The organism is Nonomuraea sp. NPDC003754 (assembly GCF_053605785.1).
Map to the genome: position 1 here is coordinate 98,678 of NZ_JBSGJX010000032.1, position 14,487 is coordinate 113,164.

At 70.7% G+C, this 14,487-nt stretch carries 19 protein-coding genes and 1 pseudogene; 12 read left to right on the plus strand and 8 right to left on the minus strand.

Going from position 1 to position 14,487, the window contains the following annotated elements:
• Nucleotides 1–145 precede the first annotated feature (145 nt).
• Entirely contained in the window at nucleotides 146–718 is a 573-nt protein-coding gene (locus ACWEVS_RS32405) for a TetR/AcrR family transcriptional regulator (protein ID WP_449928085.1), read from the minus strand.
• 79 nt (nucleotides 719–797) lie between these two features.
• Here ACWEVS_RS32405 and ACWEVS_RS32410 point away from each other — a divergent pair, with 79 nt between their 5' ends.
• The 3 genes from ACWEVS_RS32410 (at nucleotide 798) to ACWEVS_RS32420 (ending at nucleotide 3,134) form a co-directional block, all read left to right on the plus strand.
• Nucleotides 798–1,097, plus strand: coding sequence for an antibiotic biosynthesis monooxygenase family protein (locus ACWEVS_RS32410; RefSeq protein WP_354912669.1), 300 nt, complete (start codon nucleotides 798–800; stop codon nucleotides 1,095–1,097).
• The gene (locus tag ACWEVS_RS32415) at nucleotides 1,094–2,809 is read left to right on the plus strand and encodes a CDGSH iron-sulfur domain-containing protein (protein ID WP_452554481.1); all 1,716 of its coding nucleotides are present in this window, start codon (nucleotides 1,094–1,096) and stop codon (nucleotides 2,807–2,809) included. Before ACWEVS_RS32410 ends, ACWEVS_RS32415 begins: the two co-directional genes overlap by 4 nt.
• 166 nt (nucleotides 2,810–2,975) lie before the next feature.
• A complete protein-coding gene (locus ACWEVS_RS32420; RefSeq protein ID WP_452554482.1) occupies nucleotides 2,976–3,134 on the plus strand; it encodes a hypothetical protein in 159 nt (52 codons plus the stop codon).
• A gap of 57 nt (nucleotides 3,135–3,191) precedes the next feature.
• Here the strand turns inward: ACWEVS_RS32420 and ACWEVS_RS32425 are convergent, their stop codons facing one another.
• The 4 genes from ACWEVS_RS32425 to aztA all read right to left on the minus strand — a co-directional run bounded on the left by ACWEVS_RS32425 (nucleotide 3,192) and on the right by aztA (nucleotide 6,383).
• Nucleotides 3,192–3,866, minus strand: coding sequence for a class I SAM-dependent methyltransferase (locus tag ACWEVS_RS32425; protein ID WP_452417691.1), 675 nt, complete (start codon nucleotides 3,864–3,866; stop codon nucleotides 3,192–3,194).
• A 221-nt stretch (nucleotides 3,867–4,087) separates the two neighbouring features.
• The gene (locus tag ACWEVS_RS32430; protein ID WP_449928093.1) at nucleotides 4,088–4,486 is read right to left on the minus strand and encodes a VOC family protein; all 399 of its coding nucleotides are present in this window, start codon (nucleotides 4,484–4,486) and stop codon (nucleotides 4,088–4,090) included.
• A gap of 95 nt (nucleotides 4,487–4,581) precedes the next feature.
• A complete protein-coding gene (locus tag ACWEVS_RS32435; protein WP_452554483.1) occupies nucleotides 4,582–5,571 on the minus strand; it encodes a S66 family peptidase in 990 nt (329 codons plus the stop codon).
• A gap of 182 nt (nucleotides 5,572–5,753) precedes the next feature.
• The gene (gene aztA / locus ACWEVS_RS32440) at nucleotides 5,754–6,383 is read right to left on the minus strand and encodes a zinc ABC transporter ATP-binding protein AztA (protein ID WP_452554484.1); all 630 of its coding nucleotides are present in this window, start codon (nucleotides 6,381–6,383) and stop codon (nucleotides 5,754–5,756) included.
• A 49-nt stretch (nucleotides 6,384–6,432) separates the two neighbouring features.
• On the opposite strand from aztA, the gene aztB reads away from it, so the two are divergent.
• The 4 genes from aztB to aztD all read left to right on the plus strand — a co-directional run bounded on the left by aztB (nucleotide 6,433) and on the right by aztD (nucleotide 10,722).
• Complete coding sequence (aztB, locus tag ACWEVS_RS32445; RefSeq protein WP_452554485.1) at nucleotides 6,433–7,281, plus strand: zinc ABC transporter permease AztB; 849 nt, start codon at nucleotides 6,433–6,435, stop codon at nucleotides 7,279–7,281.
• 197 nt (nucleotides 7,282–7,478) lie between these two features.
• Entirely contained in the window at nucleotides 7,479–8,618 is a 1,140-nt protein-coding gene (locus ACWEVS_RS32450) for a hypothetical protein (protein WP_452554486.1), read from the plus strand.
• Nucleotides 8,615–9,523 carry a zinc ABC transporter substrate-binding protein AztC gene (gene aztC / locus ACWEVS_RS32455; RefSeq protein WP_452554487.1) on the plus strand — a complete coding sequence of 303 codons (909 nt, stop codon included), beginning with the start codon at nucleotides 8,615–8,617 and terminating at the stop codon, nucleotides 9,521–9,523. Before ACWEVS_RS32450 ends, aztC begins: the two co-directional genes overlap by 4 nt.
• An 8-nt stretch (nucleotides 9,524–9,531) precedes the next feature.
• Nucleotides 9,532–10,722 (plus strand): zinc metallochaperone AztD, encoded by a 1,191-nt coding sequence (gene aztD, locus ACWEVS_RS32460; protein WP_452554488.1) that lies wholly within the window; start codon nucleotides 9,532–9,534, stop codon nucleotides 10,720–10,722.
• Nucleotides 10,723–11,036: 314 nt separating this feature from the next.
• Here the strand turns inward: aztD and ACWEVS_RS32465 are convergent, their stop codons facing one another.
• Nucleotides 11,037–12,026: a helix-turn-helix transcriptional regulator gene (locus ACWEVS_RS32465; protein WP_452554489.1), complete on the minus strand. Its 990-nt coding sequence runs from the start codon at nucleotides 12,024–12,026 to the stop codon at nucleotides 11,037–11,039.
• A gap of 93 nt (nucleotides 12,027–12,119) precedes the next feature.
• Here ACWEVS_RS32465 and ACWEVS_RS32470 point away from each other — a divergent pair, with 93 nt between their 5' ends.
• The 3 genes and pseudogenes from ACWEVS_RS32470 (at nucleotide 12,120) to ACWEVS_RS32480 (ending at nucleotide 13,291) form a co-directional block, all read left to right on the plus strand.
• Nucleotides 12,120–12,518, plus strand: coding sequence for a VOC family protein (locus ACWEVS_RS32470; protein ID WP_449928109.1), 399 nt, complete (start codon nucleotides 12,120–12,122; stop codon nucleotides 12,516–12,518).
• A 121-nt stretch (nucleotides 12,519–12,639) separates the two neighbouring features.
• Nucleotides 12,640–13,002 (plus strand): annotated as a pseudogene (locus tag ACWEVS_RS32475) (DDE-type integrase/transposase/recombinase); the annotation flags it as partial.
• A 49-nt stretch (nucleotides 13,003–13,051) separates the two neighbouring features.
• A complete protein-coding gene (locus ACWEVS_RS32480; protein WP_452554493.1) occupies nucleotides 13,052–13,291 on the plus strand; it encodes an integrase core domain-containing protein in 240 nt (79 codons plus the stop codon).
• 10 nt (nucleotides 13,292–13,301) lie between these two features.
• On the opposite strand, the gene ACWEVS_RS32485 is transcribed toward ACWEVS_RS32480, so the two are convergent.
• Together ACWEVS_RS32485 and ACWEVS_RS32490 are read right to left on the minus strand one after the other, a co-directional pair.
• Nucleotides 13,302–13,727 carry a hypothetical protein gene (locus tag ACWEVS_RS32485; RefSeq protein ID WP_452417675.1) on the minus strand — a complete coding sequence of 142 codons (426 nt, stop codon included), beginning with the start codon at nucleotides 13,725–13,727 and terminating at the stop codon, nucleotides 13,302–13,304.
• Nucleotides 13,724–14,068, minus strand: a complete 345-nt coding sequence (locus ACWEVS_RS32490) for a fructosamine kinase family protein (RefSeq protein WP_452554490.1) — start codon at nucleotides 14,066–14,068, stop codon at nucleotides 13,724–13,726. Before ACWEVS_RS32490 ends, ACWEVS_RS32485 begins: the two co-directional genes overlap by 4 nt.
• Between ACWEVS_RS32490 and ACWEVS_RS32495 the strand changes: the two genes are divergently transcribed.
• Complete coding sequence (locus ACWEVS_RS32495) at nucleotides 14,062–14,193, plus strand: hypothetical protein (RefSeq protein WP_452554491.1); 132 nt, start codon at nucleotides 14,062–14,064, stop codon at nucleotides 14,191–14,193. The genes ACWEVS_RS32490 and ACWEVS_RS32495 overlap by 7 nt on opposite strands.
• 39 nt (nucleotides 14,194–14,232) lie before the next feature.
• Nucleotides 14,233–14,385 (plus strand): hypothetical protein, encoded by a 153-nt coding sequence (locus ACWEVS_RS32500; protein ID WP_452554492.1) that lies wholly within the window; start codon nucleotides 14,233–14,235, stop codon nucleotides 14,383–14,385.
• Nucleotides 14,386–14,487: the final 102 nt, after the last annotated feature.

Consider the following 14,487-nt stretch of genomic DNA (forward strand, 5'->3'; position numbering starts at 1 on the left):
CGCAAGAATCTGGGTTGTCAAGAACAACGAGACCGGGAAAGTGATCTCGGTCGGCCGAAATAGCAGTAGCAAGAAGAAGCGGTAGACGCTGAAGGCCTGGCCGCCCCGCGGGCACCGCCGCCCCGCGCCCTCGCAGAGCCGGTCGTCACCGGCCGCCGAGGGCGCGCCAGACCAGGGCCGCGGTACGTTCCGGCCAGCGCGGCGGCGGGGTGGACTCGGCCAGCGCGCGGCCGTACCAGCTTCCCGTGCACATGGTGACGGCGACCTCCAGGTCGGCGTCCGCGTCGATGAGGCCGCCGTCCTTGGCGGCCTGGAGGATGGCCAGGAGGCGGCGTCGTCGCGGGGCCACCACGCGCGCCCTGTAGCGGGCCAGGACCTCGGGCTGCGTCGTGTCCTGGAGCATGCTGCCGACGAGCGAGAGCCTGCCTGGCCTGGAGACCCCGCGCTCGAAGTCGGCGAGTTCGGCCACCAGGGCGGTGTAGGGATCCCGCGGCGGGCTCGTTTCCTCCTCCTCGGCCATGCTCGCGACCGCCGCGGCGGCGAGCTCGGCCTTGCCCGGCCAGCGGCGGTACAGGGCTGGACGGGTGGTGCCGGCCTCCTGAGCGACGGCGGCCAGCGACATGCGCTCGTATCCGTACACCGACAGATGCCGTCGGGCGACGGCCAGGATCCGGTCGTCGATGGAGGAGTCCCGCGCTCGTCCGATCCTTCGTGTCATGATCCAGCCCCTAGTTTCATTACAATGCTGTAATGTAATGAAAGTTCGTCTCGCACCACAGTACTGAAGAGGTTCTATCGTGGTCATCGAGTACATCCGATACACCGTTCCATCCGACCGGGCCGGGGAGTTCGAGCAGGCGTACAAGACGGCGTCGAGCGTCCTCGACGCCGACCCGCACTGCCTGGCCTACGAGATCGCCCGCGGCGTCGAGGAGCCCGAGCACTACACCGTCCGCATCGAATGGGACTCGGTCGAGGGGCACGAGCAGGGCTTTCGCCGCAGCGCCCGGTTCGGGGAGTTCTTCACCGCGGTCAAGCCCTTCTTCTCGCAGATCGAGGAGATGAAGCACTACACCGCGCTGTTCGGGGCACGATGAGCACGGCCGCCCTGCTGGCGCGGGCGCGCCTGCTCAACCGCGACCTGGCGCCCGGCGAGCCGCTGGCCGAAACGGTGATCCGGCCCCTCGCCGCCGCCGTCGAGGAAGCCGCGACGGGACCGGACCGGGAGTCCATGGCGGGGCTCGAGGTCGGGACGGAGCCGGAGGTCACCGAGACCGGCTCGCCCGCCGAGCGGCTGTGGGAACTGGCCAAGGACGCCACGCGGCTGCGCGCCCGGCCAGGAGCTCCTGAGGGCCTGATCGAGGCCACGGCCGCGTTACAGCACCTGGCCTGCCTGTTCGCGGAGGACGCCGCGGCCATGGCGGCCAGGATCGAGGAACTGGCCAACCTCCAAGGCGATCTGGAGACACGGATCGACGTCGCGGTCGACGGGCCGTACCTGGTCACCAATCCCACGAAGATCACCAACTGGCTGGGCGAGCCCATCCAGACGTTCCCGCAGATGGCCCTGTGCCGATGCGGCGCCTCCGCCGTCAAGCCGCTGTGCGACGGCAGCCACGCCCACATCGGGTTCAAGGGCGACAAGGATCCCGCCCGGGTGCCCGACCGGCAGGAGTCCTACGAGGGCGTGCAGGTCACCGTGCTCGACAACCGCGGCATCTGCGCCCACTCGGGCTTCTGCACCGACCGGCTGCCCACCGTGTTCCGGGTTGGTGAGGAGCCGTTCGTGGCGCCCAGCGGCGGCAGGGCCGACGAGATCGTCCGCGCCGTACGGGCCTGCCCGTCGGGCGCGCTGGGGCAGGCGATCGACGGTGGGACGGCCCCCGTCCCGCCACGCGAGCCCGCGATCGAGGTGTCCAAGGACGGCCCGTACCGGATCACCGGCGGCATCCCGCTCGACGGCGACGACTCCAGGGAGCACTACAGCCTCTGCCGGTGCGGCCACTCGCGGAACAAGCCGATCTGCAGCGGCATGCACTACCACGTCGGTTTCGCCGACCCGCCGCTCTCCGAGGAGCCCACGCTGTTCGAGTGGGCCGGCGGGCTGCCCGCCCTGACGCGGATGACCCGCATCTTCTACGAGAAGTACGTGCCGCATGACGACCTGCTCGGGCCGCTGTTCGCCCGGATGTCGCCGGACCATCCCCAGCGTGTCGCCGCCTGGCTCGCCGAGACCTTCGGCGGCCCCAAGCTCTACACGGAGCAGTACGGCGGCTACGACCACATGGTCGCCGAGCACGCGGGCAAGGCGCTGACCGAACAGTGGCGGTCCCGCTGGGCGCAGCTCATCAGCCGGGCCGCCGACGACGCGGGCCTGCCCACCGATCCCGAGTTCCGTGCCGCGTTCGCCGCCTACATCGAATGGGGCTCCAGGATCGCGCTGGAGAACTCGCAGCCCGGCGCGACACCGCCCCCGCACATGCCGGTACCGCAATGGTGGTGGGTGTGCGAGGCCAGACCGGGTTCGCGCGTCTCCGCGCTGGCCCCGCCCGTCGAGAGGACGGAGGTGCACCTTCCCGCATCGGACGAGCCGGTCGGCTTCGCCGACCACATCAAGCCGCTGTTCCGCGAGATGGACCGCAGGTCGATGAGCGTCGTCTTCGACCTGTGGTCCCACGAAGACGTCGTACGGCACGCCGACGCCATCCTGGCCCGGCTCCGCAAGGCCAGCATGCCCTGCGACGGCGCCTGGCCCGCCGAGCACGTCGACCTGTTCGCCCGCTGGATCGCCGAGGGCCATGCGCCCTGATCGGCGCCGCGTTCCGGCGGGGCCCGCGGAGAGGCGCCACCGGAATCCGGCAGGCACTGGCCGCGCCCGCACCGGGTGGAGTACGCGATCGACGGCCGGCCCACGTTCTCCGTGCCGCTGGAGGAGATCCTCATCCCGCTGCGAGAACACGCGGCGGGGCCTGCGGATGCCCACCGACTGGGACGTCCCCGGAAACATGGGATCGCCCACGGAGGAGATGATCGCGACGGCTCTCGCCGCCATCGCCCGGCTCGTCGGCAGGGAGCTCGATGACGAGTGGCTGGAGACGCCCCACGTCCGGTATCTGATCCGCCGCCGGCCGTGAACAGGACGGAGATCGCGACGCCGTACCGCGTGGCGGCCGCCGACCGCGCCCTACGGGTCATGCGGGGCGGTCGCCGTTGCGGGCCTTGATCGCGAACATGACCGGAGCCGGGCTGCCGCCTTCCGCGAAGCGGTCGAGCGTCAGGCCCGCGTCGAGGAAGGCGTGCAGCAGCTCCGGCAGCGGACGGTGCGTGGCACCGACCTTGTCCCGCACCCCCTGGTCCGTCCACGACGCCTTGGTCCAGTGCCCGTCGAGGTAGCCGGGACGGATCACCACCGCCTCCGGGTCGCCGCGATCGGCGAACCCGCCGCAGAAGCACGGGTGCACGCCGACGTGCACGAACACGCCACCGGGTTGGAGGATCCTGGCGACCTCGCGCAGCACCGCCGGATACCCCGGCATGTCGGTGTGGACCATCATGGCGATGACCGCCGGCACGGCGCCGTCGCGTATCGGCAGCCGCTCGGCGTCGGCGAGCGCGACCGGCAGCCGAGCCCTCGCGTGCCGCAACATCCCCGCGGACAGGTCGAGGCCCACCGGTGTCCAGCCGAGCTCGCGCACCGCGGCGGCGTGCACACCGGTGCCGCACCCCACCTCGACGCACACCCCGCCGCCCGGCCCGAGCAGATCGCGCAGCGCGCGACCGAGTCCCAGCGGATCATCCTGCTGCCTGGCCAGGAACTCCGCTTCGTACCAGTCGGCGATCTCGTCGTACGCTGCTCTGGGCGCCATGATCCGAGTTTGTGCCGGCGATCGGGCGGAGTCGAGGCGACTTCGTCCAGCGCTGAATCGCCTTTGTGGGCCGACATCGAGCGGCCGCTGCCGAGGCGGGGTGTGCGGTGGGGCCCGGTCGGGTGACCGGCTGGTCGATCACCAGTGCACCCGTCCGGATCTTGACGCGGCAGAACACAGCGGCAGGGCTGCGCCGTCGGCCGACATGGCACCTGCCGCGGTCAGTCCCGATCGTGGTGGCACACGGCTTCCAGCATGATCCCGAAGGGGTCGAGCCAGAAGGTCGCGTAGTAGGGCGGCGGGTACTCGGGGAAGTGCCGTGGCTCGTGCAGCACCGTGGCGCCGAGCCCGACCGCGCGGGCGTGCACCGCGTCCACGGCCGACCGGGTCTTCACCATGAAGGCGATGTGCTGAAGTCCGGTCCTGTGCCGCGAGTAGTCGCCGTCCCCGAGAGCCCGATAGACGAACAGGTACGTGCCGCGCTTGCCGTCGGCCGGGCGGTAGGAGAACTCGTCGGCGGCGCTGAAGAACTCCTCGAAGCCCACCAGCGGCATGATCTCGTCGTAGTACGCCTTCGCTGTCGGAAGGTCCGGCACGTTGATCCCGATGTGACCGATCACTTCGAGATCGTCCCACGCCCTCCCCCAGGATTCCTCCACCAGCCGGCCGTACGTCGGCGACCACGCCGACCATGCGCCCGGCCGACGTGGCCGCGTCAGTGATGCCGCAAGATCAGGCCGGCCTCGTCGCCGTCGACGGTGAGCCGGGCCGTACCCCCGATCGGGAACGTGGCCAAGGGGTAGGTGTGGCCCACGTCGAGGTTGGCGAGCACGGGGACGCCCGCCAGCGACGGCTGGCCGGCGACGATCTGTTCCAGCAGCGGGCGGGTCATGTTGCTGGCCTTCTGGAAGCGCCCTATCGCCAGCCCCCGGATGCCGGCGGCGTCGGGAAGCTGAAGGAGTGAGGTCAGGTCCCTGGCGAAGGTCGCCGGATGCGATTCGAAGTCGTCCTCGACGATCAGGATCGCGCCGTCGAGCGAGGGCATGCAGGGGGTGCCCTGCAGCAGGTTGAGGGTGCAGAGGTTGCCGCCGACGATTCTTCCCTCGGCGGTGCCCGACCGGATCGGCCACCACCCCTCGTTGGGGATCAGGTCACGCTTGTCCTGGTCGAGGAACCACAGATCGTCGCTCCACTCGGCTGCCGGGGTCAGGGTGACCGGAGCGCCGCCGAACACCACGTCGGTGAACCACTGCAAGGTCTGCTCGAAGTGATCGCGCATCCCGAACGTCGACCAGTGCGGCCCCGAGTAGGTGACCAGACCCGTCCGGGCCAGGATGGCGTTCTGCAGGGCTGTGATGTCGGAGTATCCGCACAGGATCTTCGGGTTGGCGCGGATCAGTTCCCAGTCCAGGAAGGGCAGGAGCTCGTTGCAGTTGTAGCCGCCGATCACCGTCATGATCGCTGCGACCGAGGGGTCCGCGAACGCCTCGTGCAGATCGGCGACCCGAGAGGCGATGCCGGAGGAGTCGAAGGCGTCCCGTTCGTCGACATGGCGACCGTAGGACAGCGTCACGCCGAGATCGGCGAAGCGGGCTTCGATGATGTCGGTGTGGTCGTGCTCCGTCACCAATGCGCGGGACCTGGCCGGTGCCACCACTCGTATGACGTCGCCTCTGTTCAGCTTGGGCGGGAAGATTGCGTCCATTGCCGGAAGCGTAACCGCCTTGCTCGATCAAGTCCGGTCGGCCGGGGCCGGCTCGGTGAGGTGAGGCGAGGAGATGCGAGGCGAGGCCGACCGTGACGCCGCAGGCCAGACCCGCCCCCCAGGCCGGGCACCGGCTGCGCGAGCATGGCTCGTCCCGGCGCCGCGCGTACACGCCGGCGGTCCTACGGGGCTTCACGCAGCCTGCCGTCTTCCAGGTGGAGGCAGTGGTCGGCGCGGAACGCGGCCGCGAGGTCGTGGGTGGCCTGGACGACCGTGATACCGGAGGCGGCCACCTCGGCGATGACGCCGGCGATGCGCCGCTGGGCCGCGGCGTCGAGTCCCGACTCGGGCTCGTCGAGGAGGAGCAGGTCGGGCTCCTGCGCCAAGCCCTGGGCGACGAGCACCCGCTGCCGCTGACCGCCCGACAGCTCGCCGAGCGGACGCCTGGCCAGGTCGAGCACGTCCAGCCTGGCCATGCAGTCGTCGACGACCGCCCAGTCGTGACGTGACAGGCGCCGCCAGGGACCACGGTGGCTCCAGCGTCCCATCGCCACGGTCTCGCGCACGGTGATCGGCAGGGTGTCGGAGACGGCGCTGCGCTGCACGACGAAGCCGATCCGGCGGCTGGCGTGCTCGATCGAGCCCGCTGAAGGCTTGACGACTCCGGCCAGTACGGCAAGCAGCGTCGACTTGCCTGAGCCGTTCTGCCCGACGACGGCTGTCACGGCGGCGCCGGGCAGACTCGCCGTGATCTCGTGCAGCACCGTCCGGCGCCGGTAGCCGGCACTGAGTGCGCGCAGGACGACTGCCACATCAACCTCCTTGAAATCGATAACGGTTTTCATTGTAGGGTGTGTCGCCATGGAATACCTCCTTGATCCGTTTGAGGTGGCTTTCGTGCGTCATGCCCTGTGGGCCGGAGTCCTGGTCTCGTCGATCTGCGCGCTGGCCGGCACCTGGGTGGTGTTACGCGGCATGGCCTTCCTGGGCGACGCGATGTCGCACGGCATGCTGCCCGGCGTGGCGCTCGCCTCGCTGACCGGCGGCAACCTGCTGGCGGGCGCCGCGCTCAGCGCGGTCGCGATGGCCCTGGGAGTGACGGTGTTGAGCAGGTCGCCGCGCCTGTCCCAGGACACGAGCATCGGACTGCTGTTCGCCGGCATGCTCGCCCTGGGAGTGATCATCGTCTCGCACGCCGAGTCCTTCGCCGTCGACCTCACCGCGTTCCTGTTCGGCGACGTCCTGGCGGTCAGGGCACAGGACCTGCGGCTGCTCGCGGCCGCGCTGGTGATCGCCGTCGCGCTCGCCGTGCTGGGGCACCGCTGTTTCGTCGCGCTGGCCTTCGACCCGCGCAAGGCGTCCACGCTGGGTCTGCGCCCACGCCTGTCGCAGGCGTTGCTGGTCGGGCTGGTGACGCTGGCCATCGTGGCCTCCTTCCACGTGGTCGGGACCCTGCTGGTGTTCGGCCTGCTCGTCGCGCCGCCCGCGGCCATGGCGCTGTGGGCGCGACGCATCCCGGTGATCATGCTGGGCGCGGCGCTGATCGGTGCCCTGGCCACGGTGTGCGGGCTCGTGCTCTCGTGGCACCTGGGCACCGCGGCGGGCGCCACGATCGCCGCCGTGGCCGTGGCCCTGTTCTTCGCATCGGCGCTGGCCTCGAGCCTGCGTCCAGGGCTTCCCGCGCTCCCGCGTCCGGGGCGGTCGGCATGAGGCGGCAGGCGGCGACGCCGTCCGCCGGCCGCACACCCGGGTCCACGACATCCGGCGCGCCCGCACTCCAGGCAGGCCGCGGCCGCGCGTCCGGGCGCGGAGAAGGCGGTGGAGAAGGCGGTGGGGCAGGCCGTGCAGGAGGCCGTGCAGGAGGCCGTGCAGGAGGCCGCGGAGGAGGCCGTGGAGGAGGCAGGGAGGTGTTCGTCGCGCTGGCCGTGATCGCGGTGGCCGGTTGCGCCGGGCACACCGTGCGCGAGGAGACGCACGAGGCGGTGCCGCACGGGTACGTCGCAGGCGCCGAGGAGAGCGCCGAGGCGCAGTCGCGGCTGGTGCTGGCCGACAGCGGAACAGGCGGCGTGCGCGTCCTCGACCTGATCACCGGCGAGGTCGAGAGTCTCGGCACCGTCAAGGACGTCGAGGCGATCACCGGGGACGGCCGCTTCGCCTACCTGTCCACGTCGGCGGCCACGCACATCGTGGACAGCGGCGCCTGGACCGTGGACCACGGCGACCACGTCCACTACTACCGGGCGCGGCCACGGCTGGTCGGAACCGTCTCCGGAGGCGGACAGCCGGCCGCCGCCGGTGACACCGCCGTCACCGCGCTGTCCTTCGCCGATGGCGCCGCGCTCGTTCTCGACCGCGCCCGCCTGGAGAAGGGCGAGGTGACGCACACGAGCCAGGCCGGTGCTGTGCTGGCGGTGCCGTACGCGGAGCGGCTGCTGGTCGCGCGGGGCGACGCGGTCGAGGTGCGCCGCCGGGACGGCGCGCCCGTCGCCAGGCTGGCCGAGCCGTGCCGCGAGCCACGAGGGCACGCGGTGACGCGACGCGGGGCGGTGTTCGGCTGCGCGGACGGCGCCCTGCTGATCAGCGGGAACGTCACAGGGAAGGGTGGCTTCACCGCTGAGAAGATCGGGTACCCGGCGAAGGCGCCGCGCGCCACCGCGTTCAGTCACCGGCCGGGCAGTACGACGCTCACCGCGCGGGCCGGCACCAAGGGGACCTGGCTGCTCGACGTCTCCGCGAAGGCGTGGAAGCTCCTCGAGACCGGCCCGATGGTGGCGGTCAACACGGCAGGGGCGGGCTCGCCGGTGCTGACGCTCGACGCCGGTGGCGTGCTGCACGCCTTCGATCCGGGATCCGGCAAGCGGATCGCGAGCACCAAGCCGCTGAGCGGCGGCGGAGGCGGGTCCATCCAGGTGGACACCACCCGCGCCTACGTCAACGACCCGGCCGGGCGGGCCGTGCACGAGATCGACTACAACGACCGCCTGCGCCGCGCCCGCACCTTCACCCTCGACTTCCGTCCGACGTACATGGTGGAGACCGGCCGATGACCAGGATTCCCCTGTTCGCCACGCTCGTGGCGCTGGTCGCCGTGCTCCTGACGGGCTGCGACGGCGGCGCGCGCTCGGGCGTCGTCGTCACCACGAACATCCTCGGCGACGTCACCCGCCAGATCGTCGGCGCCGAGGCCACGGTGAGCGTGCTGATGAGGCCGGACGCCGACCCGCACTCCTTCGGTGTTTCGGCGCGGCAGGCCGCGCGGATCGAGCGGGCGGCTTTGCTCGTCTACAACGGTCTCGGCCTGGAGGAAGGCGTGCTGCGCCACGTCCAGGCGGCGTGTGAAGCCGGGGTGCCGTCGCTGGCCGTGGGCGAGCGCGTCGACCCGCTCCGTTACCGGGCCGACGGCCAGTCCGGGCAGCTCGACCCGCACTTCTGGACCGACCCCCGCCGGATGGCCAGGGCCGTCGACCTGATCGCCGATCGAGTCATCGCGGAGGTCGAGGGCGTCGACGCCGTCGCTGTACGCGCGAACGCGGCCGCTTACCGCAGGCAACTGGAGGAGCTCGACGCCTGGATGGCGGCCCGGTTCGCGGCCATCCCGCCCGAGCGGCGAAAGCTGGTCACCAACCATCACGTCTTCGGCTATTTCGCCGAGCGCTACGGCTTCACCGTCGTCGGCGCCGTGATCCCCAGCGGCACCACGCTCGCCTCCCCCAGCGCCTCCGACCTGAAGTCGCTGTCCGACGCGGTCCGCGCGGCCGGTGTGCCCGCGGTCTTCGCCGACTCCTCGCAACCCGACCGCCTGGCCCGGGTCATGGCCGAGCAGGCCGGGCTGCGGGTGCGGATCGTCGAGCTGGTCTCCGAGTCCCTCACCGACGCCCAAGGAGGCGCTCCCACGTACACGCAGATGATGCGCGCCAACGCCACAGCCATCGCCGACGCTCTCACTCACTGAAGGAAGACATGCGAATCACGATCCCCGCCCTGCTCACCGCCGGACTCCTCCTGTCGGCCTGCGCGGCGCGGCCGGCCGCCGCGCCGGTGGCCGCGCCCGCATCGGCCACCCCCACGCCGCCCGGCCCGGCGCTGACCGTGGCCGACCCGCTGGTCGTCACCTTCGACGGCGGCCTGCACGTGCTCGACGGGCAGACGCTCGAGCTCGCCAGGACCATCCCGTTGCCGGGCTTCAACCGTGTGAACCCGGCGGGTGACGGTCGCCACGTGCTCGTCTCGACGGCCACCGGGTTCCGCGTGCTCGACGCGGTCTCCGCGGAGCTGACGCCGGACGAGTTCGCGGGCGCCAAGCCAGGCCACGTCGTCCGGCACGCGGGCCGTACCGTGCTGTTCTCCGACGGGACCGGGCAGGTCATCAGCTTCGACCCGCGGCGGCTCGGCGACGGCCTGCCGCCGAGCAGCGTGTACAAGGCGGCGGCCCCGCACCACGGCGTCGCCATCGAGCTGGAGAACGGCGAGCTCGTGGTCACGCTCGGCACGGAGGAGAAGCGGCTCGGCATTCTCGTCCTCGACCGCGAGCGCAAGGAGATCGCCCGCAGCGAGGACTGCCCTGGTGTGCACGGCGAGGCCACGGCCGAGAACGAGGCCGTGGTGATCGGCTGCGAGGACGGCGTGCTGCTGTACAAGGACGGCAAGATCACCAAGATCGCCGGCCCGGACGAGTACGGCAGGATCGGCAACCAGGCGGGCTCCGACACCTCGCCGATCGTGCTGGGCGACTACAAGAAGGACCGCGACGCCGAGCTGGAACGGCCGGAGCAGGTCTCGCTGATCGACACCGAGAAGGGCGCGCTGAAGCTGGTGCCGCTCGGCACCAGCTACACGTTCAGGTCGCTGGCCCGCGGCCCGGAGGGCGAGGCGCTGGTGCTCGGCACCGACGGAGCCGTGCACGTGATCGCCCCGGTCAAGGGCACGGTCGTGGAGAAGATCAAGGTCATGGGCGCGTGGACGGAGCCGCTGGAGTGGCAGCAGCCCCGTCCGGCCATCCACGTGCGGGGCGGCACCGCCTACGTGAGCGAGCCCGCGGCCAGGCGGCTGCACGCCATCGACCTTCCCACGCGCAAGGTCGTCAGGTCGGTGACGCTCCCTGACGCCCCGAACGAGCTGGCCGCCGGCTGCGTCGACCCGCGGGGTTGCTGACTGCTCCTACTCCGTCGGGCTGAGGTGGTCGAGCGCTGATGCCGCCTTCTGATGTCGTAGGGGGTGCCGGCGCAGATGCGGTGGACCGGAGAAGGCCACCGCCGGTCCCGCACTGGTCGTCGCGTCGCCGTACGACCAGTGCAGGAAATGCCTGTGGGAGACCTGTCGGCCAAGGTATACGGGGTCGGCGAGCAGCCCATTCCGCGGCTTCCGGCTCACGTTGCTCGCGGAAGAATTCGTCGTGGTCCACGGTCATGCCCGCCGGTGGGACTTCATCGCCCCCGGTGACGGCAGCTACCGCCGGTTCCTCGCCGTCAGGCTTGGCGGGCGTAGGACGCGAGGCGATCGGCGAGCGCGATGACGAGGTCGCGCAGTTCATCGGGGCGCTCGATGACGAACGGACAGTCGAGTGAGGCGAGTGCCGGAGGCAACCAGTCGAGCCGCTCCGCCCGTAGTTCGACGCGCAGCCAGCGCTCGGTCGCCCGGTCATTGTCTGCCGTGGGCGCGTGCTCCTCCAGGCTCGCGACGCTGGCGGGAAGGTGGGCGCGGATCTGCTCAACTGTCCCGTGGATCCGCAAGGTCACCTCATGCCGGTACTCAGCCGTGGCGAACCCTGACAACACGCGCTGCGCCGGATCGGGACCCACGGGCGCCTCGAATGAGCCGGGCAGGGTCCTCGCGTCTGCGATGCGATCGAGCCGGAAGGTTCGGTCCTCGCCGATGTCGGGGTCCTTGCCCGTGACGTACCACCGGCCCGCATGAGCGACGACCCCGTACGCGTGCAGCGTGCGTTCGCTGCGCCGTCCGTCGCGGTCGGTGTAGCGGATCGAGACCGGTCGGCGGTGGCGCACCGCATCGGCGATGGTGAGCAGGACTCCAGCGTCCGGGGTGGCGAACTCGCCGGGCTGATCCGTGAAGGCGAGAGCTTCCAGGAGCGTGTCCAGCCGACGGGCGAGGTGCTTGGGCAGCACCCGCCGGATCTTCGCCGATGCCGTCTCGCTCGCCGTGCGCTCCGCCGTCGTCAACCCTGCTCGGCGGCCGGCGACCAGGCCGAGCAGCACGGCCAGCGCCTCGTCGTCGCTGAGCATGAGCGGAGGCAAGCGGTACCCGGGGGCGAGCCGGTACCCACCGTAGCGGCCGCGCACCGACTCCACGGGCACGTCCAGGTCGATCAGCTGGTCCACATACCGCCGCACGGTGCGCCCTTCGACGCCGAGCCGGTCGGCGAGTTCGGCCACCGTCCGGGTGCCGCCCGACTGCAGCAGCTCCAGGAGTGTCAGCACGCGGCCGGTGGGTCGAGGCATGTTCGCAGCCTAACGCGAATACAGGACTGATTCTGTCCAGTATTTCTCCTAGCCTGCGACGTGCACGCCTCCATCACAGCCAAGGAGATCCCCATGGACTTCGTCTCGATCCGCATCATCACCAGCGACGTAGCGCGCCTCGTCGAGTTCTACGAGCGAGCCACGGAGGTGCGGGCGATGTGGGCCACCGAGGACTTCGCCGAACTCAAGACCGCGGGCGCCACCCTCGCGATCGCCGGCACCCGCACCGTCCCGCTGTTCGCCCCGGGCTCCGCCCGCCCGGCGGACAACCACAGCGTGATCACCGAGTTCCTCGTCGACGACGTGGACCGCGTTCACCAGAACCTGACCGGCTTCGTCACCGACTTCGTCAGCGAGCCCACCACGATGCCCTGGGGCAACCGGTCGCTGCTGTTCCGCGACCCCGACGGCAACCTCGTCAACTTCTTCACCCCCGTCACCCCGGCGGCCATCGAGAAGTTCGCACGCTGACGCCACGCACAGCCGCTCACGCGGGAGCCTTGAGATCCCAGGGCTCCCGGTGAACGCGGCCGCCGAGTCCAGGAGCGCCACCAGCAGCCCTGCCCGCACCCCCGAGGACATCGCTGACCTGGTGGAGGCATTGCGGCGGCAGACCAAGCACGGACCAGCCCGGCTTGCCGCCGACCTACAGCGGCTGCACGGCGTCGGAACCGACTCCGCCCGCGCCTCCAAACGCACCGGTCCGGGCACCGGCAAGGTCGGATACACGTACCTGCATTCGGCGCTCGACGACCACTCCCGGCTCCCCTACACCGAGGCCCTGGACGATGAGAAGGCCGTCACCGCGGTCGCCTTCTGGCACCGGGCCGCCTTCTTCGCCGCCCACGACATCACGCCGATCCGCCGCGTGCTCACTGACAACGGCTCCTGCCACCGCTCCCGGACCTGGGCCGACGCCCTCTCGAAGGCCGGCACGAAGCACAAGCGCGCCAGGCCCTACACGCCACGGACGAACGGGAAGGTGGAACGCCATAACGGCACCCCTGGCCCGGGAGTGGGCCCATGTCCGCGGCTACAGCTCCGAGCACGAACGCCGCGTTGCCCTCGCAAATTTTCTGAACTACTACAACCACGAGCGGCCGCACGCCGCCCTGGACGGGAAGCCACCGATCAGTCGAACCATCGGCAGCGACTACCGCGTCGTCTTCGATCAGCCGCCGGAGCCGCTCGACACTGTCCCGCAGCAACTGACGTTCGAGGACATCGTGGAACCAACCTCCTGAGACGCCACACTTAGTCCTCAAAAGGGACAAACTTGGCGAGCGAAGTCCAGTCCAGGGGACGCACGATCGTGGCCAGGTGGGCGAAGGGATCCTGCGCAGCCGTTTGGAACCACATCACCGAGAGCACCGTATGTCCAGGCTCTGCAATGTCCTCTGGCTTCCACCATGACGTCAGTCGAGCGTGAACCGTCTCTCGCGGCAGCCACTCCTCGACCCGCCCCTCCGTATCGGCTCGGAGCTTGTCGAGATCGTGCACATACAGATGCGGCGTCGCTGCCATCGCCTTCTCGATGCCCATCAGACGAAAGCGACGGTGCAGGTGCGGCGTCCCTTCGAGCACACCTTCACGGTCGTCACTTACCGTGAGCGTGCGAAGCTCGGCATGTACTGGTCCCACTTGATAGCCACGCAACTCGTCATTCCTCATCTGGATCATGGCCAGAGGGTAGGCATGTCCGACAAGCGGACCAAACGACTTTCGTAACACGCCCTAGACCAGGCGTATCTCCGCACGATCTTCCTGATCTCGGACAGGTCGGCGCGCGTCGCACCGACGTGGGCGACGACGCTCAGCAGTTCGCGCAGGTGGAGCAGGCGCATGCGCTCCTGCCAGCCGGCGGCCAGCGGGCTCAGCTCCTGGTAGGCGTCGAAGAAGCGCGGCGGTACCCCGCCGGTGCTGTAGGCCATGCTCAGGTCGGCCTCGGCCCACATCCAGCAGACGGCGGGGTCGATGAAGGCCGCCCGCCCGCCCCTGTGGCGACCATGTTGCCGTGCCACAGGTCGCCGTGGGTGAGGACGCTGCTCGCCACGGGTACCAGCTCGCGCAGCCGGTGCAGATCCGCTCCAGCCCGGCCCGGTCGGCGGGCTCGAGCGCCTCGGCGACCTTCGGCTCGGCCAGGTAGCGCAGCACGCGTTGCTCGGCGAAGAAGCGGCCGTCGGCCATGGCCACGCGCCACACGTCGTGGGCGAAGCCACCGCTGAGCCGCTCGGCGTGCGCGATGCCCGGCAGGAAGGCGCCCGCGTCCTCGGTCATCTGCCCGTGGCTCCTCAGCGCCTGCCACGACGAGGCGGCCACGGCCGTCCGGATCGGATGACGAGCGGGGAGTCGCCGGGCTCGTGGAATCGGGAGCCACGGGATGTCACCTCTCCACGGTCGCGAGCGAGCAGCGCCGCCCGGCCGGCGCCTTCGCCGGCCG